18 protein-coding genes and 2 tRNA genes are annotated in these 22,946 nt (G+C 63.6%); 19 read left to right on the top strand and 1 reads right to left on the bottom strand.

Annotated elements, in window-relative coordinates:
- From WKW79_RS33580 to WKW79_RS33500, 17 genes are all read left to right on the top strand, one after another.
- A partial coding sequence (locus WKW79_RS33580) for an EF-Tu C-terminal domain-related protein (RefSeq protein WP_479694199.1) occupies positions 1-113 on the top strand: 113 nt, incomplete at its 5' end.
- Positions 114-125: 12 nt separating this feature from the next.
- A tRNA-Trp gene (locus WKW79_RS33575) sits at positions 126-201 on the top strand.
- A 115-nt stretch (positions 202-316) separates the two neighbouring features.
- Positions 317-700 (top strand): preprotein translocase subunit SecE, encoded by a 384-nt coding sequence (gene secE / locus WKW79_RS33570; protein WP_340339568.1) that lies wholly within the window; start codon positions 317-319, stop codon positions 698-700.
- Positions 700-1,293: a transcription termination/antitermination protein NusG gene (nusG, locus tag WKW79_RS33565; protein ID WP_340339567.1), complete on the top strand. Its 594-nt coding sequence runs from the start codon at positions 700-702 to the stop codon at positions 1,291-1,293. The genes secE and nusG overlap by 1 nt, the downstream gene beginning before the upstream one ends.
- Positions 1,294-1,446: 153 nt before the next feature.
- Complete coding sequence (rplK, locus tag WKW79_RS33560) at positions 1,447-1,878, top strand: 50S ribosomal protein L11 (protein WP_019658337.1); 432 nt, start codon at positions 1,447-1,449, stop codon at positions 1,876-1,878.
- Positions 1,879-2,574, top strand: a complete 696-nt coding sequence (rplA, locus tag WKW79_RS33555; RefSeq protein WP_340339566.1) for a 50S ribosomal protein L1 — start codon at positions 1,879-1,881, stop codon at positions 2,572-2,574.
- A gap of 252 nt (positions 2,575-2,826) precedes the next feature.
- Positions 2,827-3,360, top strand: a complete 534-nt coding sequence (rplJ, locus tag WKW79_RS33550) for a 50S ribosomal protein L10 (protein WP_340339565.1) — start codon at positions 2,827-2,829, stop codon at positions 3,358-3,360.
- Positions 3,361-3,405: 45 nt separating this feature from the next.
- Positions 3,406-3,783: a 50S ribosomal protein L7/L12 gene (gene rplL, locus WKW79_RS33545; protein ID WP_340339564.1), complete on the top strand. Its 378-nt coding sequence runs from the start codon at positions 3,406-3,408 to the stop codon at positions 3,781-3,783.
- A 250-nt stretch (positions 3,784-4,033) separates the two neighbouring features.
- The gene (gene rpoB, locus WKW79_RS33540; protein ID WP_340339563.1) at positions 4,034-8,146 is read left to right on the top strand and encodes a DNA-directed RNA polymerase subunit beta; all 4,113 of its coding nucleotides are present in this window, start codon (positions 4,034-4,036) and stop codon (positions 8,144-8,146) included.
- Positions 8,147-8,166: 20 nt separating this feature from the next.
- A complete protein-coding gene (rpoC, locus tag WKW79_RS33535) occupies positions 8,167-12,417 on the top strand; it encodes a DNA-directed RNA polymerase subunit beta' (RefSeq protein ID WP_340339562.1) in 4,251 nt (1,416 codons plus the stop codon).
- Positions 12,418-12,518: 101 nt separating this feature from the next.
- Positions 12,519-13,124, top strand: coding sequence for a LemA family protein (locus WKW79_RS33530; RefSeq protein WP_340339561.1), 606 nt, complete (start codon positions 12,519-12,521; stop codon positions 13,122-13,124).
- Between the two features lie 71 nt (positions 13,125-13,195).
- Positions 13,196-14,521, top strand: coding sequence for a 16S rRNA (cytosine(967)-C(5))-methyltransferase RsmB (gene rsmB, locus WKW79_RS33525; RefSeq protein WP_340339573.1), 1,326 nt, complete (start codon positions 13,196-13,198; stop codon positions 14,519-14,521).
- A 43-nt stretch (positions 14,522-14,564) separates the two neighbouring features.
- Positions 14,565-15,128: a DUF4390 domain-containing protein gene (locus tag WKW79_RS33520; protein ID WP_340339572.1), complete on the top strand. Its 564-nt coding sequence runs from the start codon at positions 14,565-14,567 to the stop codon at positions 15,126-15,128.
- A gap of 89 nt (positions 15,129-15,217) precedes the next feature.
- Positions 15,218-17,470: a sensor histidine kinase gene (locus tag WKW79_RS33515; protein ID WP_422824009.1), complete on the top strand. Its 2,253-nt coding sequence runs from the start codon at positions 15,218-15,220 to the stop codon at positions 17,468-17,470.
- Positions 17,471-17,491: 21 nt separating this feature from the next.
- Complete coding sequence (locus WKW79_RS33510; RefSeq protein ID WP_340339560.1) at positions 17,492-18,187, top strand: response regulator; 696 nt, start codon at positions 17,492-17,494, stop codon at positions 18,185-18,187.
- An 18-nt stretch (positions 18,188-18,205) separates the two neighbouring features.
- Positions 18,206-18,281: transfer RNA gene (locus tag WKW79_RS33505), tRNA-Phe, on the top strand.
- A gap of 200 nt (positions 18,282-18,481) precedes the next feature.
- The gene (locus WKW79_RS33500; RefSeq protein WP_340339559.1) at positions 18,482-19,201 is read left to right on the top strand and encodes a DUF6988 family protein; all 720 of its coding nucleotides are present in this window, start codon (positions 18,482-18,484) and stop codon (positions 19,199-19,201) included.
- Here WKW79_RS33500 and WKW79_RS37125 read toward each other — a convergent pair.
- Positions 19,102-19,644, bottom strand: a complete 543-nt coding sequence (locus WKW79_RS37125) for a topoisomerase DNA-binding C4 zinc finger domain-containing protein (protein ID WP_422824007.1) — start codon at positions 19,642-19,644, stop codon at positions 19,102-19,104. The two genes, WKW79_RS33500 and WKW79_RS37125, sit on opposite strands and share 100 nt — an antisense overlap.
- A 379-nt stretch (positions 19,645-20,023) precedes the next feature.
- Here WKW79_RS37125 and WKW79_RS33495 point away from each other — a divergent pair, with 379 nt between their 5' ends.
- Both WKW79_RS33495 and WKW79_RS33490 read left to right on the top strand, forming a co-directional pair.
- Positions 20,024-20,932: a phosphoribosyltransferase-like protein gene (locus tag WKW79_RS33495; RefSeq protein ID WP_340339558.1), complete on the top strand. Its 909-nt coding sequence runs from the start codon at positions 20,024-20,026 to the stop codon at positions 20,930-20,932.
- Positions 20,933-20,939: 7 nt separating this feature from the next.
- A complete protein-coding gene (locus tag WKW79_RS33490; protein WP_340339557.1) occupies positions 20,940-22,946 on the top strand; it encodes an ORC-CDC6 family AAA ATPase in 2,007 nt (668 codons plus the stop codon).

Raw genomic sequence — 22,946 nt, 5'->3', positions numbered from 1 at the left:
TCACCGTGAAGCTGATCAACCCGATCGCGATGGAAGAGGGCCTGCGCTTCGCCATCCGTGAAGGCGGCCGTACCGTGGGTTCGGGCGTGGTTGCCAAGATCCTGGACGTCTAAGGAATTTGCCGTAGGGGTATAGCTCAATTGGCAGAGCGTCGGTCTCCAAAACCGAAGGTTGTAGGTTCGATTCCTACTGCCCCTGCCACCTGAAGGTGGCGACTGGAACCAGGAAAAAAGCCCGTCGCAACCACGACGGGCTTCGGCGTTGACAGACGCCGCAATGAATAGAGGCCGCGAGGCCACAGGAAACACTGCCCAAGATGGCTACTACTCAAATTGAAACCGTGAGCACCGGCGCCGACAAAGCCAAGTTGGCTGCGGCGGTGGTGTTGGCGGTGGGCGCCATTGTCGCGTTCTACCTGCTCTCGAAGCAGGGTGGCGTGGTCCAGTGGATCGCCCTGCTGGTGGGCCTGGCTGCCGCCGTCGGCGTGTTCGCGAGTTCCGAGAACGGCAAGCAGTTGCTCGCCTTTGGCCGCGACTCGTGGCGCGAAGTCAAGAAGGTGGTCTGGCCGACCCGCAAGGAGGCCATCCAGATGACCGCCTATGTGTTCGGCTTCGTGGTGATCATGTCGATCTTCCTTTGGCTCACGGACAAGACCCTCGAATGGGTGTTTTTTGACCTCATTCTGGGTTGGAGAAAGTAATGACCGAAGAAGTTGAAGTTTCGTCTGAAGCGACCTCGGCCCTGCCGCCCCCGGCCAACCCGGACCTGCGCTGGTACGTGGTCCATGCCTACTCGGGCATGGAAAAGGCGGTCGAGCGCAACATCACCGAGCGCATCAACCGCGCCGGCATGCAGAGCAAGTTCGGCCGCATCCTGGTGCCGACCGAAGAAGTGGTCGAGATCAAGAACGGCCAGAAGCGCACCACCGAGCGCCGCTTCTTCCCGGGCTACGTGCTGGTCGAAATGATCATGGACGACGAGAGCTGGCACCTGGTGAAGCACACCAACAAGGTGACGGGTTTCGTCGGCGGCGCCAAGAACCGTCCGGCGCCGATCTCGCAGAAGGAAGTCGAGGACATCGTCAACCAGATGCAGCAGGGCACCGAGAAGCCGCGCCACAAGGTGGAGTTCGTCGTGGGCGAATTCGTGCGCGTCAAGGAAGGCCCGTTCACCGACTTCAACGGCACCGTCGAAGAAGTGAACTACGAGAAGAACAAGGTGCGCGTGTCCGTGATGATCTTCGGACGCGCCACGCCGGTGGAGCTGGGCTTCGCCGAAGTCGAGAAGACTTAAATAAGTTACGAGGGGAACCAAATCCCGCCCGGCGGGTCATTTGGTTCCTGGTTTCCTTGCATACCGACTCGGCAAGGAACGTAGAAGAAAGAGTCGTCAACCCCGGGGAGCCGTTGCCAAGTGCGCGGCGTTATCACCCGCAAGGAGCAAAGCATGGCGAAAAAAATCGTCGGCTTCATCAAGCTGCAAGTGCCAGCTGGTAAGGCCAATCCCTCACCGCCGATCGGTCCCGCACTGGGCCAACGCGGTCTGAACATCATGGAGTTCTGCAAGGCGTTCAACGCGCAAACGCAGAGCTACGAGCCGGGTCTGGCACTGCCGGTGGTCATCACCGCTTTTGCCGACAAGAGCTTCACCTTCATCATCAAGTCGCCGCCCGCTGGCGTCCTGATCAAGAAGGCCATCAAGCTGGACAAGGGCTCGGCCCGTCCGCACACCGACAAGGTTGGCAAGATCACGCGCGCTCAGCTCGAGGAAATCGCCAAGACCAAGATGAAGGACCTGACCGCGGCCGACATGGACGCAGCAGTTCGCACCATCGCCGGTACGGCCCGCTCGATGGGCGTGAATGTGGAGGGCGTGTAAATGGCCAAGATCACCAAGAAGCAAAAAGCACTGGCTGGCAAGGTTGAAACGACCAAGCTGTATCCGCTGGTCGATGCCATCGGCATCGTCAAGGAAGCCGCTACCGCCAAGTTCGACGAATCGATCGACGTGGCCGTGCAACTCGGCATCGACGCCAAGAAGTCGGACCAAGTGGTTCGCGGCGCGGTCGTGATGCCCAACGGCACCGGCAAGACCAAGCGCGTGGCTGTGTTCGCCCAAGGCGCCAAGGCTGAAGAAGCCAAGGCCGCTGGCGCCGACATCGTCGGCATGGACGACCTGGCTGCCATGGTCAAGGCTGGCGACATGCCTTTTGACGTGGTCATCGCGGCACCGGACGCCATGCGCGTCGTCGGTACGCTCGGCCAGATCCTCGGCCCGCGCGGTTTGATGCCCAACCCGAAGGTTGGCACCGTGACCCCGGACGTTGCCACCGCCGTCAAGAACGCCAAGGCTGGCCAGGTCCAGTTCCGCGTCGACAAGGCCGGCATCATCCACGGCACGATCGGCCGTCGTTCGTTCGACACCGAGAAGCTGCAAGGCAACCTGGCTGCGCTGATCGAAGCGCTGGTCAAGGCCAAGCCGGCGTCGAGCAAGGGTGTGTACCTGCGCAAGGTGGCTGTGTCGTCGACGATGGGTGTGGGTGTCCGCGTGGACACGCAGACCATCTCGGCCTGAGGCTGAAAGTATTTGCCCCGCCGGTCAAACGGCAGGGCGATGTGGTGGGTCGCAGCAACCGTCAACGGTCGCTGCGGGCCATCCAAGACCGCTGGTGAACAGGGCAGCCCGTTCTTAATTGCCTCTCCCGCGCGAGAAGCGATCAGCGCAGATGGCGATCCCGCTGCAAGGAATTTCGTTTCCAAACAGTTGGTCGCTGCATGTAGCGCAATCCGAGGCCCCGGCCGACGGTTGCATTAAAAGGAGTAGACCTTGAGTCTGAATCGCAGTGAGAAAGAAGCGGTCATCAGTGATGTGACCAGCCTCGCCGCAAAAGCTCAAACGCTCGTGATGGCGGAATACCGTGGCATCACGGTGGCCGATATGACCAAACTGCGCTCCGAAGCGCGCAGCAAGGGTGTGACCCTCAGCGTGTTGAAGAACACGCTGGCACGCCGTGCTGTCGCAGGTAGCGCGTTTGAGATCGTCGGCGACCAGATGACCGGTCCGCTGATCTATGGCTTCTCCGAAGACGCTGTGGCCGCCGCGAAGGTGGTGGCCGATTTCGCGAAGACCAACGCCAAGTTGGTCATCCGCGGTGGCGCATTCGGTGGCAAGGCCCTGGACGTCGAAGGCGTGAAGCAACTGGCCAACATCCCTTCCAAGGAAGTGCTGCTGGCGCAATTGCTGGGCTTGATGCAGTCCCCCATTTCCCGCACCGCCCGCGTTCTCGCGGCACTCGCGGAAAAGCGTGGTGGTGGCGAAGCACCGGCAGAAGCGGCTCCGGCCGAAGCACAAGCCGCTTGAAGCGCTTGTGTTTGAAACATTCAACCCAATTGTTAGGAAACAAAAATGGCATTCGATAAAGACGCATTTCTGACCGCGCTCGACAGCATGACGGTCCTGGAACTCAACGACCTGGTCAAGGCCATCGAAGAGAAGTTCGGCGTGAGCGCCGCTGCAATGGCTGCTCCGGCTGCTGGTGGTGGTGGTGCCGCTGCTGCTGCCGTCGAAGAAAAGACCGAGTTCAACGTCATGCTGATGGAAGCTGGCGCGAACAAGGTTTCGGCGATCAAGGCAGTTCGCGAAATCACCGGCCTGGGCCTCAAGGAAGCCAAGGACCTGGTGGAAGCCGCTCCCAAGGCCGTCAAGGAAGGCCTGTCGAAGGCTGACGCTGAAGCCGCCAAGAAGAAGCTGGAAGAAGCTGGCGCCAAGGTGGAATTGAAGTAATTCAGTCCCTTCAAGGGCTGGAGGCGCCTGAAAAGGCCCTCCAGCCTTTCGCGCTTTCAGAGCGCACTCACAAATCGCCTCTCCAAGACGATTTTTGAGTGTCTTCTGACCCCGACTGCAGAAGACCCCTTGGTTCGGGTGATGTGCAACGCATCACCGTCCGCCAACGGCTGGTAGTGGCCAGCCGCCAAGGAGTGGTGCATTTTGCGCCCGAACCAAGTCGCTGAAGATCTCAAGCTCCGGAGCTCTCATGGCCTATTCGTACACAGAACGCAAGCGCATCCGAAAAAGTTTCGGCAGCCGCGACAGCGTCGTTGAAATCCCCTACCTGCTGCAGATGCAGAAGGACGCGTACACCGCGTTCCTGCAAGCCGGCATCGCCCCGCAAAAACGCACCGTCGAAGGCCTGCAGGCCGCGTTCGACGCCGCCTTCCCGATCGTCTCGCACAACGGTTTCGTCGAGATGAAGTTTCTCGAGTACAACCTCGCGAAACCCGCCTTCGACGTGCGCGAATGCCAGACCCGCGGCCTGACCTTCGCCTCGGCCGTGCGCGCCAAGGTGCAGCTGATCATCTATGACCGCGAGTCCTCGACTTCGCAGTCCAAGGTGGTCAAGGAAGTGAAGGAACAAGAGGTCTACATGGGCGAAGTGCCCCTGATGACCGAGAAGGGTTCCTTCATCATCAACGGCACGGAACGCGTGATCGTTTCGCAGTTGCACCGCTCGCCGGGCGTGTTCTTCGAGCACGACAAGGGCAAGACCCACTCCAGCGGCAAGCTGCTGTTCTCGGCCCGCGTGATTCCCTACCGCGGCTCGTGGCTCGACTTCGAATTCGACCCGAAGGACATGCTGTACTTCCGCGTCGACCGTCGCCGCAAGATGCCCGTGACGATCCTGCTGAAGGCCATCGGCCTGAACCCGGAATCGATCCTCGCGAACTTCTTCGTGAACGACAACTTCCGCCTGATGGACAGTGGCGCGCAGATGGAATTCGTCGCCGAGCGTCTGCGCGGCGAAGTGGCGCGCTTCGACATCACCGACAAGTCGGGCAAGGTCGTGGTCGCCAAGGACAAGCGCATCACCGCACGCCACACGCGTGAACTCGAGCAGTCGGAAACCACGCACATCAGCGTGCCGGAAGACTTCCTGGTCGGCCGTGTCATCGCCCGCAACATCGTCGACGCCGACTCCGGCGAAATCCTGGCCAAGGCCAATGACGAACTGACCGAAGCGCTGCTGAAGAAGCTGCGCACGGCCGGCGTGCAGGACATCCAGGTCATCTACACCAACGAACTCGACCAGGGCGCGTACATCTCGCAGACCCTGCGCATCGACGAAACCGTCGACGAGTTCGCTGCGCGCGTGGCCATCTACCGCATGATGCGCCCCGGCGAGCCGCCGACGGAAGACGCGGTGCAGGCCCTGTTCCAGCGCCTCTTCTACAACCCGGACACCTACGATCTGTCGCGCGTCGGCCGCATGAAGTTCAACGCCAAGGTTGGCCGCGACGAATCGACCGGCCCGATGGTGCTGACCAACGAAGACATCCTGGCCGTGGTCAAGATTCTCGTGGACCTGCGCAACGGCAATGGCGAAGTGGACGACATCGACCACTTGGGCAATCGCCGCGTGCGTTGCGTCGGCGAACTGGCCGAAAACCAGTACCGCACCGGCCTGGCCCGCATCGAGAAGGCCGTGAAGGAACGTCTGGGCCAGGCGGAACAAGAGCCGCTGATGCCGCACGACCTGATCAACAGCAAGCCGATCTCGGCCGCGCTGAAGGAATTCTTCGGCGCCTCGCAGCTGTCGCAGTTCATGGACCAGACCAACCCGCTGTCCGAGATCACGCACAAGCGTCGCGTCTCGGCCCTTGGCCCGGGCGGTCTGACCCGCGAACGCGCTGGCTTCGAAGTCCGCGACGTGCACGTGACCCACTACGGCCGCGTGTGCCCGATCGAAACGCCTGAAGGCCCGAACATCGGCCTGATCAACTCGCTGGCCCTGTACGCCCGCCTCAACGAATACGGCTTCATCGAGACGCCGTATCGTCGCGTGGTGGATGGCGCCGTGACGATGGACATCGACTACCTGTCGGCCATCGAGGAAGGCAAGTACGTCATCGCCCAGGCCAATGCGGCCCTGGACAAGGACGGCCGCCTGACCGGCGACCTGGTCTCCGCGCGTGAAGCCGGCGAATCGATCCTGGTCGGTGCCGAGCGCATCCAGTACATGGACGTGTCGCCCGCGCAGATCGTGTCGGTGGCCGCCTCGCTCGTGCCCTTCCTGGAGCACGACGATGCGAACCGCGCATTGATGGGCGCCAACATGCAGCGCCAGGCCGTGCCGGTGCTGCGTCCCGAGAAGCCGATGGTCGGTACCGGTATCGAGCGCGTCTCCGCGGTCGACTCGGGCACCGTGGTCACGGCGACCCGTGGCGGTATCGTCGATTACGTCGACGCGACCCGCATCGTGGTGCGCGTGAACGACGCCGAAGCGCAAGCCGGCGAAGTTGGCGTGGACATCTACAACCTGATCAAGTATCAGCGTTCGAACCAGAACACCAACATCCACCAGCGTCCGATCGTCAAGCGTGGCGACAAGATCGCCAAGGGTGACGTGGTGGCCGACGGCGCATCGACCGACCTGGGCGAACTCGCCCTGGGCCAGAACATGCTGATCGGCTTCATGCCGTGGAATGGCTACAACTTCGAAGACTCGATCCTGATCAGCGAACGCGTCGTCGCCGAAGACCGCTACACCTCGATCCACATCGAGGAACTGGTGGTGATGGCTCGCGACACCAAGCTGGGCGCCGAAGAAATCACCCGCGACATCCCGAACCTGGCCGAGCAACAGCTCAACCGCCTGGACGAGTCCGGCATCATCTACGTCGGCGCCGAAGTGCAACCTGGCGACACGCTGGTGGGCAAGGTCACGCCGAAGGGCGAGACCACGCTGACGCCGGAAGAGAAGCTGCTGCGCGCCATCTTCGGCGAGAAGGCTTCGGACGTGAAGGACACCTCGCTGCGCGTGGACCAGGGCTCGCAAGGCACCGTGATCGACGTGCAGGTGTTCACCCGCGAAGGCATCACGCGCGACAAGCGCGCCCAGCAGATCATCGACGATGAGCTGAAGCGCTTCCGCCTGGACCTGAACGACCAGCTGCGCATCGTCGAGGCCGACGCCTTCGACCGTATCGCCAAGCTGCTGACCGGCCGTGTTGCCAATGGCGGCCCGAACAAGCTGGCCAAGGGCACGAAGATCGACAAGGCGTACCTTGATTCGGTCGAGAAGTTCCACTGGTTCGACATCCGCCCGGCGGAAGACGACGTGGCTTCGCAGCTCGAGTCGATCAAGAACTCGCTGGAGCAGACGCGCCACAGCTTCGACCTCGCGTTCGAAGAAAAGCGCAAGAAGCTCACGCAAGGCGACGAGCTGCCCGCGGGCGTTCTCAAGATGGTCAAGGTCTACCTGGCCGTCAAGCGCCGCCTGCAACCCGGCGACAAGATGGCCGGCCGTCACGGCAACAAGGGTGTGGTGTCGAAGATCGTTCCGGTCGAAGACATGCCGCACATGGCCGACGGCACGCCGTGCGACATCTGCCTGAACCCCCTGGGCGTTCCTTCGCGGATGAACGTGGGCCAGGTGCTGGAAGTGCATCTGGGCTGGGCCGGCAAGGGCGTGGGCCAGCGCATCGGCGACCTGCTGCAGCAAGAGGCCAAGGTGGCCGAGCTGCGCAAGTTCATGGAGCAGCTCTACAACGGCTCGGGCCGCAAGGAAGACCTCAGCGTGCTGAGCGACGCCGAAGTGCTGGAGATGGCTCAGAACCTGCAAAGCGGCGCGACCTTCGCGACGCCGGTGTTCGACGGTGCCTCGGAAGAGGAAATCCGCGGCATGCTGAAGCTGGCATTCCCGGACGACATCGCCAAGGCCAAGGGCCTGACCGAGACCCGCACGCAAGCGTACCTGTACGACGGCCGCACGGGCGAGCAGTTCGAGCGTCCCGTCACCGTGGGCTACATGCACTTCCTGAAGCTGCACCACTTGGTCGACGACAAGATGCACGCCCGTTCCACCGGTCCGTACTCGCTCGTCACGCAACAACCGCTGGGCGGCAAGGCCCAGTTCGGTGGCCAGCGCTTTGGTGAAATGGAAGTGTGGGCGCTGGAAGCCTACGGCGCCGCCTACGTGCTGCAGGAAATGCTGACGGTGAAGTCCGACGACGTGGTCGGCCGCACCAAGGTCTACGAGTCGATCGTCAAGGGCGAACACTCCATCGAAGCCGGCATGCCGGAATCGTTCAATGTGCTGGTCAAGGAAATCCGTTCCCTGGGCCTGGACATCGAACTCGAACGCTCATAAGCCAACAAGGAAAGAGTCACATGAAGTCATTACTCGACCTGTTCAAGCAGTTCACGCCGGATGAGCATTTCGATGCCATCAAGATCGGCATGGCTTCGCCCGAGAAGATCCGTTCGTGGTCTTTCGGCGAAGTGAAGAAGCCCGAGACGATCAACTACCGCACCTTCAAGCCCGAACGCGATGGCCTGTTCTGCGCCAAGATCTTCGGGCCCATCAAGGACTACGAATGCCTGTGCGGCAAGTACAAGCGTCTCAAGCACCGCGGTGTCATCTGCGAGAAGTGCGGCGTTGAAGTCACGCAGACCAAGGTCCGCCGCGAGCGCATGGGTCACATTGACCTGGCCGCACCGTGCGCGCACATCTGGTTCCTGAAGTCGCTGCCGTCGCGTCTGGGCCTGGTGCTCGACATGACGCTGCGCGACATCGAACGCGTGCTGTACTTCGAAGCGTATGTGATCACCGACCCCGGCATGACTCCGCTGAAGAAGCGCGACATCATGTCCGAGGACGACTACGACGCGAAGCGCAAGGAATACGGTGACGAGTTCGTCGCCAAGATGGGCGCCGAAGGCATCAAGGACCTGCTCGAAGGCATCGAACTCGACAGCGAGATCGAACGCCTGCGTGGCGACCTGACCGGCTCCGAAGTCAAGGTCAAGAAGAACTCCAAGCGCCTCAAGGTGCTGGAAGCCTTCCGCAAGTCGGGCATCAAGCCCAACTGGATGGTGCTGGAAGTGCTGCCCGTGCTGCCGCCGGACCTGCGTCCGCTGGTGCCGCTGGACGGCGGCCGCTTCGCGACCTCCGACCTGAACGACCTCTACCGCCGCGTCATCAACCGCAACTCGCGCCTGCGCCGCCTGCTGGAGCTGAAGGCTCCGGAAATCATCGCGCGCAACGAAAAGCGGATGCTGCAGGAAGCCGTCGACTCGCTGTTGGACAACGGCCGCCGCGGCAAGGCCATGACGGGCGCCAACAAGCGTGCGCTCAAGTCGCTGGCCGACATGATCAAGGGCAAGAGCGGTCGTTTCCGCCAGAACCTGCTGGGCAAGCGCGTGGACTACTCGGGCCGTTCGGTCATCGTGGTGGGCCCGACGCTCAAGCTGCACCAGTGCGGCCTGCCGAAGCTGATGGCGCTGGAACTGTTCAAGCCCTTCATCTTCTCGCGCCTCGAAGCCATGGGCATCGCGACCACGATCAAGGCTGCCAAGAAGGAAGTCGAATCGGGTACGCCGGTGGTCTGGGACATCCTTGAAGAAGTGATCAAGGAACACCCGGTCATGCTGAACCGTGCGCCGACGCTGCACCGTTTGGGCATTCAGGCCTTCGAGCCGATCCTGATCGAAGGCAAGGCCATCCAGCTGCACCCGCTCGTCTGCGCGGCCTTCAACGCCGACTTCGACGGTGACCAGATGGCTGTGCACGTGCCGCTGTCGGTAGAAGCACAGATGGAAGCCCGCACGCTGATGCTGGCCTCCAACAACGTGCTGTTCCCGGCTTCGGGCGAACCGTCGATCGTGCCATCGCAAGACGTGGTGCTGGGCCTGTACTACACGACCCGCGACCGCATCAACGCCAAGGGCGAAGGCCTAGTCTTCTCCGACATCGGTGAAGTCCAGCGCGCGCTCGACGCCAACGTGGTCGAACTCACCGCCAAGATCGCAGTCCGCATCACCGAGTATTCGAAGGACAAGGAAACCGGCGTGTTCACGCCGTCGACCTCGCTCATCGACACGACCGTGGGCCGCGCGCTGCTGTCCGAGATCCTGCCCAAGGGCCTGCCCTTCGCGAACATCAACAAGGCGCTGAAGAAGAAGGAAATCTCCAAGCTCATCAACGTCTCGTTCCGCAAGTGCGGCCTGAAAGAGACCGTCGTGTTCGCCGACAAGCTGTTGCAAAACGGCTTCCGTCTGGCGACCAAGGCCGGCATCTCGATCGCCATCGACGACATGCTGGTGCCCGCTGAAAAGCACGGCATCATCGATCGCTCGGCCAAGGAAGTGAAGGAGATCGAACAGCAATACGTGTCCGGTCTGGTCACCTCCGGCGAACGCTACAACAAGGTGGTGGACATCTGGGGCAAGGCCGGTGATGAAGTGTCGAAGGTCATGATGGCCAAGCTGTCCAAGCAGAAGGTCATCGACCGCCATGGCAAGGAAGTCGAGCAGGAATCGTTCAACTCGATCTACATGATGGCCGACTCGGGCGCTCGCGGTTCCGCCGCGCAGATCCGCCAGGTCGCCGGCATGCGGGGCCTGATGGCCAAGCCGGACGGCTCCATCATCGAGACGCCGATCACCGCGAACTTCCGCGAAGGCCTGAACGTGCTGGAGTACTTCATCTCCACCCACGGTGCCCGAAAGGGTCTGGCTGACACGGCACTGAAGACCGCGAACTCGGGTTACCTGACCCGTCGTCTGGTCGACGTGACGCAAGACCTGGTCGTGACCGAGCAGGACTGCGGTACGCACGGTGGCTACCTGATGCGCGCGATCGTCGAAGGCGGTGAAGTGATCGAGTCGCTGCGCGACCGAATCCTCGGCCGTACCGCGGCGGAAGACGTGCTGCACCCGGAAAACCGTGCCGTGCTGCTGAACGCCGGCCAGATGTTCGACGAAGACACGATCGAAGAGCTGGAAGCGCAAGGCGTCGACGAAGTCAAGGTCCGCACCGCGCTGACCTGCGACACGCGCTTCGGCATCTGCGCGACCTGCTACGGCCGTGACCTGGGTCGCGGCGGCCTGATCAACATCGGCGAAGCCGTCGGTGTGATCGCCGCGCAGTCGATCGGTGAACCCGGCACGCAGCTGACGATGCGGACCTTCCACATCGGTGGTGCTGCTTCGCGCGCCGCCATCGCCTCGAGCGTGGAAGCCAAGTCGAACGGCTCGATCGGCTTCAACGCCACGATGCGCTACGTGACCAACTCCAAGCAGGAGCTGGTGGTGATCTCGCGTTCCGGCGAAATCATCATCCACGACGAGCATGGCCGCGAGCGTGAACGTCACAAGGTGCCGTACGGCGCCACGCTGACGGTGAAGGCCGACCAGACCATCAAGGCCGGCCACGTGCTCGCCAACTGGGATCCGCTGACCCGACCCATCATCACCGAATTCGCCGGCAAGACCCACTTCGAGAACGTCGAGGAAGGCCTGACGGTGGCGAAGCAGGTCGATGAAGTGACCGGCCTGTCGACCCTGGTCGTGATCGACCCGAAGCGCCGCGGCGCTGCCAAGGTGGTTCGTCCGCAGGTGAAGCTCATCGACGCCTCCGGCGCCGAAGTGAAGATCCCGGGGACCGACCACTCGGTGACGATCGGCTTCCCGATCGGCGCGCTGGTGCAGATCCGCGACGGCCAGGACGTGGGCCCCGGCGAAGTGCTGGCCCGCATCCCGGTCGAAGGCCAGAAGACGCGCGACATCACCGGCGGTCTGCCGCGTGTGGCCGAGCTGTTCGAAGCCCGTTCGCCGAAGGACAAGGGCACGCTGGCCGAGATGACCGGTACCGTGTCGTTCGGCAAGGAAACGAAGGGCAAGGTCCGCCTGCAGATCACCGATCCGGAAGGCACCGTTCACGAAGAGCTGGTGCTCAAGGAAAAGAACATCCTGGTGCACGAAGGCCAGGTGGTGAACAAGGGCGAAAGCGTCGTCGACGGTCCGGCCGATCCGCAGGACATCCTGCGCTTGCTGGGTTCGGAAGAACTGGCGCGCTACATCGTGGACGAAGTGCAGGACGTGTACCGCTTGCAAGGCGTGAAGATCAACGACAAGCACATCGAGGTGATCGTTCGCCAGATGCTGCGCCGCGTCGTGGTCGACAACATCGGCGACACGAACTACATCTCGGGTGAACAGGTCGAACGCAGCGAAATGCTCAACACCAACGACGCCCTGCGCGCCGAAGGCAAGATCCCCGCGACGTTCACCAACCTGCTGCTCGGTATCACGAAGGCATCGCTCTCGACCGACTCGTTCATCTCCGCCGCTTCGTTCCAGGAAACGACGCGCGTGCTGACCGAAGCCGCGATCATGGGCAAGCGCGACGAGCTGCGCGGCCTGAAGGAAAACGTCATCGTCGGCCGCCTGATTCCTGCAGGCACCGGCATGGCCTACCACCAGGCCCGCAAGGTCAAGGACCAGATGGACGAGGCCGAGCGCCGCGCCATCGCCGAGTCCGAAGCCGCGGAACTGGCCGGCGACAGCGCGTCCAGCACCGAGGAGGCCGCCACGGCCACCGCGGATGCCGGCGAAGGAGCCGCTGCCGCCAGCGAGTGATCGCCAGCGGAACCCGGCCATGACCCCATGACCGGATAGAGACGCCCCCTTTTCGCTCGCGCGGATCGGGGGCGTTTTTCATTGCCCCATACAACTACCTCATGAATCTCCTGCCTGAAGGCTGGCCCTGGTGGATCGCCGGCGCGGTGGCGCTGTTCTGGTTCATCGGCGCGCACAACCGGCTGGTGCGGCTGCGCTCGACGGCGCTGCAGGCCTATGGCGCGCTCGACGCCGCCCTGATGCGCCAACTCGATTTCGTTCAGAACCATGTGATCCAGACCGAGCCTGGTGCCTTTGGCCCGGGCGAGCTGACCAGTGCAGCGTCGTTGCGCGCGGCAGCCCGGCAGTTCGGCAACATGCTGGCCGCGACCCGCAAGCGTCCGCTGGACCCGCAGCCGATGGCGGCGCTGGGAACCGCGCTGCACGTCATGCTGTCGGCCTGGCGGCGGCAGCACGGGGACTCCGACATGGTCTTCGAGGCCGATGGCACGCTGTCGCGGCCGGCGCCCCTGGGCGGCCCAGGCGACGATGCCGCGGTCGTGTCGGTCGCCGCGCCCATCGCCTGGCCGGAGCCCTCTGCCGCGCCCGAAATCGCGCGGGGACAGTTCAACCAGGCGGTGTTGAACTACAACGCCGCCATCGCCCAGTTCCCGGCGATGCTGATGGCGCTGATGTTCGGCTTGCGCCGCGCGATGCCGCTGGTGTAGCTGCTTTCATGGTTACCATCAACCGCTTGCGAGACCTCACCGACCCCCCCTCCAGTTCGACGCCGCCCCATCTGGGTCCACCTTTGTGGCGGCAGTTGCAGCTGACCGCCCAGGCCCTCGCGGCGATCCGCGCCGGGACCTCCGGCAGCGCCGCCTTCGAGGCGGTCGAGCCTGCGTTGCGTCCGGGCGTGCAAGCGCTCGGCTTTCAGGCGCTGCGCTGGCTGGGCCGTGCCGAGGCACTGCGACGCCAACTCGCCAAGCGCACGCCCCCGCCCGGTGCCGATGCCTTGCTCTGCACGGCGCTGGCCTTGGCCTGGGACGCCGACAACGCGCCCTACGAACCTTTCACGCTGGTCGACCAGGCGGTCGAGGCGGCCAAGCGCGACCCGGCGACACGGGCGCAGGGCAGTTTCATCAATGCCTGCCTGCGCCGCTTCCTGCGCGAGCGCGACGACCTGGTGGCCGCCACCAATCACGAGCCGGTGGCGCAGTGGAACCATCCGCGCTGGTGGATCGAACGGCTGCGGCGCGACCACCCGCGCGACTGGCAGCGCGTGCTGGAGGCCAACAACCTGCACCCGCCGCTGACGCTGCGCGTGAACACGCGCAAGACTTCGCAAGCCCTCTACCTGCAGGCGCTCTCGGCCGCAGGTATGGAGGCCACCCCGGTGGCGGCGAACGGCGTGCAACTCGCGCGTGCGCGCCCGGTGACGCAGTTGCCAGGCTTTGCCGAGGGTGAGTTCTCGGTGCAAGACAGCGCTGCGCAACTCGCCGCGCCCTTGCTGCTCGACGGTCTTCGCCCCAACGGTTCGGAGCCCTTGCGCGTGCTCGACGCCTGCGCCGCGCCCGGCGGCAAGACCGCGCACCTGCTGGAATACGCTGGCGACGCGCCCATCGAGGTCACGGCGCTGGAGATCGATGCCGCCCGCAGCCGTCGCATCGGCGAGACGCTGGCCCGCCTCGACCTGCGCGCCAACGTGCTGGTGGCCGATGCCGTCCGCCCCGAGAAGTGGTGGGACGGCCAGCCTTTCGACGCCATCCTGCTCGACGCGCCGTGCACCGCCTCCGGCATCGTGCGGCGCCACCCCGACGTGCGCTGGTTGCGCCGCGAGAGCGACGTCGAGCAACTGGCCCTCCAGCAAGCGATGCTTCTGGCGGCTTTGTGGCCGCTGGTCCGGCCCGGCGGACGCCTTCTTTATTGCACCTGTTCGGTGTTTAAACAGGAAGGTTCGCACCAAATCGAGGCGTTTCTTGCACACAACACCGATGCCCGTTTGCGGCCTTCGCCAGGTCATTTGCTGCCTCAAAGCGGCGGCAATGCGCGTGGCGTCCCGGACAATGGGTTGGGTGAACACGACGGTTTCTTCTACGCCTTGCTCGAGAAGCCTGCCCGCTAGACGGCGTGGCTGGCCGATCGCGGCCTGGATCTGGGCCGTGTGGATGGTGTTCCTGGGCGGGTTGCCGGCCCCGGCGGCCGCGGAGGCGGCCGAGGTCACCCTGATGAAGCTGGAACGCAGCGGCGACGGCGTGTATCTCACGGCTGCCGTGCAGTTCGAATTGCCAACGCTCGTGGAAGAGGTGCTCGACAAGGGCATCGCCGTCTATTTCGTGGCGGAGGCAGAGCTGTACCGAGAGCGCTGGTACTGGACGGACGCCCGTGTGGCCCAGGTGGCCCGCTACATGCGTCTGGCCTACCAGCCCCTCACGCGCCGCTGGCGTCTCAACGTGTCCCCCGTGCCCATCACCAATGCCGGTTTCGGCGCGACGCTGAACCAGAACTTCGACACGCTGTCCGATGCGCTGGATGCGGTCAAGCGCGTTGGCCGCATGCGCATGGGCGACGTGAGCGACATCGGCGAGGACGCCGTCCATCCGGTCCAGTTCCGGTTCCGGCTCGATACTTCGCAGCTCCCGCGGCCCTTCCAGATCGGCCTGGCCGGCCAGGCCGACTGGAACATCGCGGTGGAACGCAGCGCCAAGCTGTCGGTAGGGAAGTCGCCGTGACCCCGGGCCCGGGACAGGCGCCGCGCGACGACCGCCGCAACACCCAGCACACTCACCACACGCGCCGCACGAAAGCCGTGCGCTGGGCCATGGGCGTCGGCGCCGCGGCGATCACCGCCATCGGGCTGGTGATGATGTTCCTGCTGGCGCAGGCCACCAACAACCGGGCGCTCTACGAACGCAACTACGCGCTGCTGTTCGGCATCAACGTGGTGGTCGCGATCTTCCTGCTGCTGGTGCTGGTCTGGGTGGCGTTCCGGCTGATCCAGCGACTGCGGCTCGGCAAGTTCGGCAGCCGCCTGCTCATCAAGCTGGCGGCCATCTTCGCGCTGGTGGGCGTGGTGCCGGGGGCGCTGATCTACGTGGTGTCGTACAACTTCATGTCGCGATCGATCGAGAGCTGGTTCGACGTCAAGGTCGAGGGCGCGCTCGATGCGGGCCTCAACCTGGGCCGGGCCACACTCGATTCACTGACCGAAGACCTGGCCAGCAAGGCGCGTGCGGCCAGCGTTCAACTGGCCGAGGTTCCCGACACGAGCGCCGGCCTGGTCCTGGAGCGCATCCGCGACCAGCTTGGCGCGAGCGATGCCGTGCTCTGGACCGGCAGCGGCCAGCTCGTGGCCAGCGCCGGCACCTCGCGCTTCCAGCTCAATCCAGAGCGGCCGACGCCGCTGCAGTTCCGCCAGGCACGCACCGAGCGCGGCGTGGCGCACATCGAGGGGCTGGACGAGGCCACCCCGCCGGGCGCCACGCCGCCGGTCGCGACGGTGCGCGCGCTCACCATTGTCCAGCGGCCTGGCTTCGAGTTCAGCACCGATCCGCGCTTCCTGCAGGTGACGCGGCCAGTTCCGCCCGCCGTGGTGGCCAATGCGCTGGCCGTGCAGGAGGCCAATCGCGAATACCAGGAGCGCGCCCTGGCGCGAGGCGGGTTGCGGCGCATGTACATCGGCACCCTGACGCTGTGCCTGTTCCTGGCGGTGTTTGGCGCGGTGCTGCTGGCGGTGCTCTTCGGCAACCAGCTGGCGCGACCGCTGCTGGTGCTGGCCGACGGCGTGCGACAGGTGGCCGGCGGCGACCTGCGGCCCACCACGGTGCTGCAGACGCGGGACGAACTCGGCGGACTGACGCGTTCCTTCGCGGTCATGACCCAGCAGTTGGCGGATGCGCGCGGCGCCGTCGAGAAGACCATGGGCGAGCTCGAGGCGGCGCGCGGCAACCTGCAGACCATCCTCGACAACCTCACCTCCGGCGTGATCGTGCTGGATGCACGCGGCACGGTGCTCCAGACCAACCCTGGCGCCACGCGCGTGCTGCGGGCGCCGCTGGCGGCCTTCGAGGGCCAGCGGCTGGCCGCAGTGCCCGGGCTCACCGACTTTGCGCAAGACGTGCAGCAGCAGTTCGACGACTTCCAGGTCGAGCATCTGCAACACGGCCTCGACCATTGGCAGCACGCCTTTGAACTGCACCCGCCGGGCGGGGGCATGGCGCAAGACACCATCAACATCGTCGCCCGCGGCGCAGAGCTGCCGGGCAGCGCGCGGCTGCTGGTGTTCGACGACATCTCCGAGATCGTGTCGGCCCAGCGCGCCCAAGCCTGGGGCGAAGTGGCGCGACGCCTCGCGCACGAGATCAAGAACCCGCTCACGCCGATCCAGCTTTCCGCCGAGCGCCTGCAGATGAAGCTCAACGGCAAGGTCGAAGCGCCGGAGCAGGCGATCCTCAACAAGTCGGTCAAGACCATCGTCGACCAGGTCGATGCGATGAAGCGGCTGGTCAACGAATTCCGCGACTATGCGCGCCTGCCGGCCGCGGAGTTGAAGCCGGTGGACCTCAACGCAGTCGTGGTCGATGTGCTGAGCCTCTACGAGACCGAGGCCCCCACCGTGACGGTGCACACCGAACTCGACCCGCGCTGCCCGGCCATACGCGGCGACGCGCAACAGCTGCGGCAGGTCATCCACAACCTCCTGCAGAACGCGCAGGATGCCACCGAGGTCGCGCAGGGCGGCAAGGGCAGTGGCGAAGTCATCGTCCGCACCCGCCTCGACGACACGGGCAAGCGCGTGCGCCTGACGCTGCAGGACAGCGGCCATGGCTTTGCCGAGAACATCCTCAAGCGCGCCTTCGAGCCCTACGTCACCACCAAGTCGAAGGGCACCGGATTGGGGCTGGCGGTGGTGAAGAAGATCGCCGACGAGCATGGTGCACGCATCGAACTTTCCAACCGCGTCGCGGAGGGGGCTGTAGTGGGGGCGCAAGTCTCGCTATCATTCGCGCTGGCGGCTGAACAGCCGGCCACCCCCGCAACACCCGACGAACACTCGCCTACCACTGTCGCCTGAGCGCGCACACCCGAAGCATTCATGGCAAACATTCTTGTCGTCGACGACGAGCTGGGCATCCGAGACCTGCTATTCGAGATCCTTAACGACGAAGGTCACAACGTCGAACTGGCCGAAAACGCGGCCGAAGCGCGCGCCGCACGGCAGCGTGCCCGGCCCGATCTTGTCCTGCTGGACATCTGGATGCCCGACACCGATGGCGTCACGCTCCTCAAGGAGTGGTCGACCGCCGGCCTGTTGAGCATGCCGGTCATCATGATGAGCGGCCACGCGACCATCGACACCGCGGTCGACGCCACGCGCATCGGCGCCTTCGCCTTCCTTGAAAAACCCATCACCCTGCAGAAGCTGCTGAAGGCCGTGGAGCAGGGCCTGGCCCGCGAGAGCGCGCGTCGCGCCGCCGCCAGTGTGGTGCCGACCACCAGCCACTTCGCGGCGACGGTGACCACCACTGGCGACCACGGCCTGCTGCCGCTACCGACCGCGGCACTCGTTGTCGAAGCCGGCCCGCGCGCCAACCAGACCTTCGACCTCGACCGCCCGCTGCGCGATGCGCGCGATGGCTTCGAGAAGGCCTACTTCGAGTTCCACCTGGCGATGGAGAACGGCTCCATGACCCGCGTGGCCGAGAAGACCGGCCTGGAACGCACCCATCTCTATCGAAAACTCAAACAATTGGGTGTCGATCTTTCAAGAGGGCGCAGAAGCGCTGTATAATCGAAGGCTCCATACCAAGGCCCGGTAGCTCAGTTGGTAGAGCAGCGGATTGAAAATCCGCGTGTCGGTGGTTCGATTCCGCCCCAGGCCACCAGATTTCCCCTTAAGGATCAAGTACTTAGCCCAACCATTCGTGGTTGGGCTTTTTGCTTTCTTGGCCGCGTGTAGGCACTATGTAGGCATTCCGAGTCAACGCGGAGCAACATCAATCATCTCCAGTCGCTGCTCACCATTTGTTAGCTCGAGTCGTCGATGGCCGAGGATCGACGCTCGTGATCTACGATCCCCGAATCGATGGACCTCACAACACATTCGAATGTCGCGCCCGATCTGTTGCAAATGCTCGGCCGCTCTCAGGCGCTGCAGGATCGCATATTCGAGATCCTAGGCGATGACGGTTTTCACGGCGCGCCGCGGTCTCAAGCCGCCGTGGGAATGTGTCTGGTCTCGATAGAGCATGGACAGGCTGTCCAAGCGCTTATGTCTCTCGCACTTGCCGTGTCGGCGGTAGGTCTCGTGCGCCTGCAGTTTGAAGCGCTGACGCGCGCCATCTGGCTGCTGTATGCCGCGCCCGATTCCGCGGTGGACAAGATGCTGGCGCCGCTGGTGCAGGAGAGCGAACGGGCTGCCAAGAATTTGCCGGGTGCAAGCGACATGATCAATGACCTGGTGAAGAAGGGCAGGGCACAGGCCGCGGCGCATCAGATGCTGTCTCACTTCAAGGAAGTGAGCTGGCCTGCGCTGAACTCGTTCGTTCACGGAGGTGTTCACGCCCTGAACCGGTCGGCCGATGGCTTCCCCACCGTGCTCGCGCGGCAACTACTACGCAATTCGAACGGCCTGACCACCATGACTGGCATGACACTGGCCGTACTGACGGGCGATCAACTGTGCGCGAATGCGATGTCTAGGATTCAGCGGGAATTTGCAGACTGCTTGCCTGAACTTCTCGAACATCCGCCCGCTGCTAAGCCGATCTCGCCAGTGGCGCGCACGCCGCGGCACGTCGGATAGGTTGCACATCCCCAGAAGTTCTGCCCAGCGTTCTTTCTCTTCTTCGCCGTGCGTTTAATCATCTCCGCCCCGCAAGATGGGCACGATGGCTGCGGCGCAGGCATCCACTCCGGCTGGGGCCTATTCTCCGGTTCGGGCTCGCGTGGGGCGGATAGCGAACTCTTGGCCTGCCGGACAAGGGCGAAGAGCCGAGCACCGTCGACGAGCTTGACGTTTCGTCCCTGCGCAAAATCTTGAGCGTCGCCGCTGAACTTGCCCGACGTCACCACGAATCCGCCAGCACGCGGAAGCCCTGCATCCTGAAGGCCTCGCCGACCAGCACCTCGAGTTCGCGCGGGGACTTGCCGGCTGGCTTGAGAGGATCTACGACTGCTTCGCCAGCGATTGCTGACGTGTTGAATGTCTGGGCGGGGGCTTCTAGAGTCGGCCTTGCGCGACGACATGAGCTGATGCCAGAGCTAATGCGACTGTCAAGCTGCGGCCAGCGAAATGCCATGCGCGTGGCCAACGTCTCGCCGGGCAGCTTTGTCTACGAGCCGGTCAAGAACGACGAGAACGCGCTATGCACGCATCAAAAAGATCATCAGCACATGCGTAAACTATGACTGCCGCGCGCGTCCACTGCTTCTACATCGGAAGGACGACCCGACAACATGGGGTGGATTTAACGCCTCTTGCGGGGCATAGGACCGCTAAGAGGCGAGACTAGGGACAAGTCGTAGACTGGCCCTACAAATTCCAGTGCTTCAGCCGCGCGACCTCAGCGCCCGGCCGGGGCACGACGCAACTGCGCCCGGAGCCTGGGCCCTGTAGAGGAGATGGATGGCGTTTTTTGTGCCCGAGGCGCACGCGGGCCTATTCGAAGAAGTCGAGAGGCGCTTCCGCCTGCTGCTCTTGAAGAACATCGTCACTGGCATCACCGAGACCCAGTTTGACAAGTGGCTGTCCAACCTGCTGAGCGAGGAAGATCAGTACTTGGCAGCGCGGCTTTTGGAAAACCTCACGTTCCGCTCCGAGCAGATGGTCGGCAGCGCCATCGACCACATCCTGCAGTGCATCCTGCCCTGTGAGCTGCGCAGACTGGGCGTGCAGATACCCAGCGTCGACGAGTTCATCATGTCGCTGGAGCGCGGCGGCAAGAGCCATCCACTGCGCTTCGTGGAGGTCGATGACCCCAAGGGTGAGAAGCCTGGCAAGAGTGGCGCCGTGCTGATGCGCGAGCTGCACCGCCTTGGCGGGGTCAACACCTCGCTAACCTGCTTGTCTAGCGCCATCGCCAATCAGCCCGCTGGCGTGAAATGCCTGGTGTTCATCGACGACATGCTGGGGACCGGTACTCAGATGGAGACTTATTCGACCGTCCACAATCTGAAGGCGATCTCTGAGAAGCACGGCCTGATCTACTGCCCGCTGGCTGCGTTTGAGTCGGGGCTGGCGCACTTGACCAAGGAAAGTCCGTGGCTGCAGGTCTGCCCGGTCGAGGTGTTCGGCGAATCGCATCGCTTTTTCAGGAGCGACGCAAAGCAGCCGCTCATTTGGGCCATTGACAGAATGAACACGGTGGTCGATGTGCGCGCCCACATGGAAAAGATGTGCACGCGCGGCGGCATCCGCTCGCCTGCTGCCTTCGCTCTCGAGTTGCTAGTCGGTTTTCACCATGCGACGCCGAACAACACGTTGCCAATCATGCACAGGTCCTCGCCCACGTGGCACAACCTCCTGACCCGATGAGCCCGAGATGACCGCGATCGCCGATCCCTTCCTGAACAACCGGGCGGACTACCTTCCGCCCGGTTCGCTTTTCTCCCAGTTCATCGTCCCGCCGTTTTTTCAGCGCATTAGCATCTTTGCCGACCAAGGCTCGGTGCGGATCTTGGGCGGCCGCGGCTGCGGCAAGACGATGTTCATCCGTTACTTCAGCCACGGCTCGTCGTTCGATTCGAACCGCGATGACATTCCCCAATCAGAGCTGAAGACCGTTGGGCTGTACCTGCGTCCAGACACCGGCTTTTGCGGCTTGATGATTCCGGAATGGCTGGGCCCGTACCAAGCCAAGCTGGCGTTCTCCCACTATGTGGCGCTCAACCTGCTGAAGGATGCCTGCCAGTCGCTAGACTCGATCGGATCGGCACGGTTTGCCAATGGTCCGATCGCCGTGGGGGATCCCCGGCTCAGCCCGGCGCTTGCTAAGCAGCTCGGGCTGACGGACCGGCACGTCAGCTCGCTGGAGGCTGAGCTTGATCTGAAACTCGTGGAACTGGAGTCCTGGGTCCGCAACCCCAAACACAGCCCGATTCCGTCCTTCGTTTCCTTCACATCCGTGGTGCCGCGATTCGCCCAGGATGTGGCGGCGTCGTCTCCCCAGCTGGCCGAGTTTGCTTTTCGGGCCTTCATCGACGAGTTCGAGAACCTGCAGAGCGAGCACCGCGAGGTGGTGTGCGATGCGATCAAGCACCCCAGCTCACGCCTGGTCGTGCACATCGCACACAAAAAACAGGCCGTTGTCGATTTCAAGACCAGTAGCGACGAGCGTGTCGTTGAAGGCCACGACCTGCGCACTATCGACCTGGACAAGGAACTGTCTGTGGAGGGAGAGTTTGAACTGCTCGCCGCTGAACTCTTCCTGTTGCGTGTAACCCAGGGCCAAGGCAAATTCGACTGCCCCCTGTTCCAGCCTGCCCTGTTGCACGATCAGCGCCACCTTGCACACCGACTGTCCAAGGCTTACCGCGACCAGGTGTTGCGATGCGTCCGGGAGATTCTGCCCAGCTGCAGCGCGGCCAGCATCGCCCGCGAAGTCGTCCAGGACCCGTCGCTGCGGCGCAGGCTGCGCGAGATGATCCAGAAGGGTTTGGTGCTGCAGGGGCTGGACAAGAAGGTTAATCCCGACGATCTCATTAGCTCGACCCAGCCTCAGGCCAGCATCGTCATGGGCGCCCTGTTGAACCGGCGCAGCCAGATCGACAAGGACCTCCTGTCCCAGTATTACGCGGCAGTGGCCAACCCAAGAGACAGCGACGCCTTTTTCAAAGTTGGCGGCTGGATCGACAACAATCTGCACGGCTGCCTCTTCCACCTCTATGCGGGCCTGCCGCGCCGGCCGAACATCAACTACGCAGGGTTCGACCGGTTTTGCATGATGGCCGATCCCAACTTGCGCTTTTTTCAGGCGCTGTGCCACGCCACGCTCTCGATTGCCTACAAGCGCCAGAGCGGCAATGAGGTCTCGGGTCAGCTCAAGGTCGACGTGGAAACCCAGGCGACCGCCGCTAAGCAAGTGTCCGACAAGCTGTTCCAAGACATACTGCAACTCGGCTCCCATGGCAGCAAATTGCTGGAGATCACGGGACGGTTAGGCCGCATTTTTGAGGCCTTCAACCGCCGGCGCAGCCAGAGCGAGCCCGAGGTCAACCACTTCTCCATCGACAACGCCGACCGTGCCAACCTGTCCACTCAGGCCGAAATGCTGCTGCGTGAAGCCAAGATCTGGTCGGTGCTCTACGAAGCTAAGGACACCAAGAACAAGGCGGACTACGACATCGCCCAGTCCGATCTGATCCTGAACCCGATCTACGCCCCCCACTTCAACATCAGCTACCGCAAGCGCCGCAAGGTTACCTTGAGGGCGCCGCACGCCGACATACTGCTGTGCCAGTCCACGGCCCAGTACGAGGTCGTGCTCAAGCAGCTTGTCGATCCGGCCGACCAGGATCCTAGCGGCGACGATGCCATGACCCTGTTCTGA

Source organism: Variovorax robiniae, from assembly GCF_037889955.1.
Taxonomy (GTDB): Bacteria; Pseudomonadota; Gammaproteobacteria; order Burkholderiales; family Burkholderiaceae_C; genus Variovorax; species Variovorax robiniae.
Note: the sequence above shows the minus strand (reverse complement) of the source record. Positions and strands in the feature narration are given on the sequence as shown.

Coding starts and splice junctions, on each gene's coding strand:
- WKW79_RS33500 (WP_340339559.1), top strand. CDS start 18,482: ATGGACCTCACAACACATTCGAATGTCGCGCCCGATCTGTTGCAAATG.
- rplL (WP_340339564.1), top strand. CDS start 3,406: ATGGCATTCGATAAAGACGCATTTCTGACCGCGCTCGACAGCATGACG.
- WKW79_RS33510 (WP_340339560.1), top strand. CDS start 17,492: ATGGCAAACATTCTTGTCGTCGACGACGAGCTGGGCATCCGAGACCTG.
- WKW79_RS33495 (WP_340339558.1), top strand. CDS start 20,024: ATGGCGTTTTTTGTGCCCGAGGCGCACGCGGGCCTATTCGAAGAAGTC.
- WKW79_RS33530 (WP_340339561.1), top strand. CDS start 12,519: ATGAATCTCCTGCCTGAAGGCTGGCCCTGGTGGATCGCCGGCGCGGTG.
- WKW79_RS33520 (WP_340339572.1), top strand. CDS start 14,565: ATGGTGTTCCTGGGCGGGTTGCCGGCCCCGGCGGCCGCGGAGGCGGCC.
- WKW79_RS33490 (WP_340339557.1), top strand. CDS start 20,940: ATGACCGCGATCGCCGATCCCTTCCTGAACAACCGGGCGGACTACCTT.
- rplK (WP_019658337.1), top strand. CDS start 1,447: ATGGCGAAAAAAATCGTCGGCTTCATCAAGCTGCAAGTGCCAGCTGGT.
- WKW79_RS33515 (WP_422824009.1), top strand. CDS start 15,218: ATGGGCGTCGGCGCCGCGGCGATCACCGCCATCGGGCTGGTGATGATG.
- secE (WP_340339568.1), top strand. CDS start 317: ATGGCTACTACTCAAATTGAAACCGTGAGCACCGGCGCCGACAAAGCC.
- WKW79_RS37125 (WP_422824007.1), bottom strand. CDS start 19,644: ATGTCGTCGCGCAAGGCCGACTCTAGAAGCCCCCGCCCAGACATTCAA.
- rpoB (WP_340339563.1), top strand. CDS start 4,034: ATGGCCTATTCGTACACAGAACGCAAGCGCATCCGAAAAAGTTTCGGC.
- rpoC (WP_340339562.1), top strand. CDS start 8,167: ATGAAGTCATTACTCGACCTGTTCAAGCAGTTCACGCCGGATGAGCAT.
- rplA (WP_340339566.1), top strand. CDS start 1,879: ATGGCCAAGATCACCAAGAAGCAAAAAGCACTGGCTGGCAAGGTTGAA.
- nusG (WP_340339567.1), top strand. CDS start 700: ATGACCGAAGAAGTTGAAGTTTCGTCTGAAGCGACCTCGGCCCTGCCG.